General features: G+C 67.1%; 2 protein-coding genes. Both read right to left on the minus strand.

Annotation, left to right across the window (positions count from 1 at the left end):
• A partial coding sequence (locus tag AB0C46_RS40705) for a polyketide synthase (RefSeq protein WP_362834178.1) occupies window positions 1–669 on the minus strand: 669 nt, incomplete at its 3' end.
• 45 nt (window positions 670–714) lie between these two features.
• On the minus strand, window positions 715–1,118 hold a 404-nt coding region (locus tag AB0C46_RS40710), incomplete at its 5' end, for a phosphopantetheine-binding protein (RefSeq protein ID WP_362834179.1).

Raw genomic sequence — 1,118 nt, forward strand, 5'->3', positions numbered from 1 at the left:
ACCGGCCAACGCCATCGAACACTCACCAGAACGCAGCGCCAGGATCGCCTGATGCATCGCCACCAACGACGACGAACACGCCGTGTCCACCGTCACCGCCGGACCAGTCAGACCCAAGCAATACGAAATCCGACCCGACGCAACCGCCGACACCGCCCCAATCAACCGGTAGCCATCAAAACTTTCGTCGTCGACGGGCAGGCTGGCCTCGTAGCCAGCGTGGCTCGCACCGACGAAGACGCCGGTCGCCGACCCGTGCAGCGACTTGGGGTCGATCCCGCCGTGCTCGATCGCCTCCCACGACGTCTCCAGCAACAGCCGCTGCTGCGGATCCATCGCCAACGCCTCACGCGGACTGATCCCGAAGAACCCCGCATCGAACTCGGCCACGTCGTAGACGAAACCACCCTGCCGGCGATACCCCGGCTGGTGCTCGAAGGCCTCCCAGCCACGGTCGGCCGGGAACCCACCCACCGCGTCGACGCCACCCGCCACCAGGTCCCAGAGATGCTCGGGCCCCGTCGCCCCGCCCGGGTACCGGCATCCCATGCCCACGATCGCGATCGGCTCGCGAGCGCCGGACTCCAGTTCCTTGACCCGCTCACGGGCTTCAAAATGCTCGGCGGCCAGCTTCTTCAAAGCGTCGAGCAGCTGCTTCTCATCGGCCATGGTGGGTCCTCCACGACGTCGTCTTGATCTGAGCACCGGAGATCATCACGACGCCCCCAGTTCCTTGTTGATGAAGTCCAGGACCTCGTCGGCCGAGGCCTCGTTGAGCTGCCCGGCCACGGTTTGCCGGGTGACGGCAGCGCGGTCGGTTTCCACGGCGGCTCCGGGGGTTGCGCGTCGCAGCCACCGGGACAGCATGGTCTGCATGCGCTCGGTGATGTCCTGGCGCGCCTCAGCGCCGCCGTCGACGGATTCCAGTTCGGCAGCCAGCCGCTCCAAGGTCTCCAGCACCGGGTCACCGACGTCCGCTCCGTCGGTTCCGACGAGTTCGTCCCGCAGGTAGTCCGCAAGTGTGGTGGCGTTGGGGTGGTCGAAGACCATCGTGGAGGCCAGCCGGATACCAAGTGCCTGCGACAGGCGGTTGCGCAGCTCGACCGCGCCAACCGAGT

The organism is Streptomyces sp. NPDC048637, assembly GCF_040650675.1.
Lineage (GTDB): Bacteria > Actinomycetota > Actinomycetes > Streptomycetales > Streptomycetaceae > Streptomyces.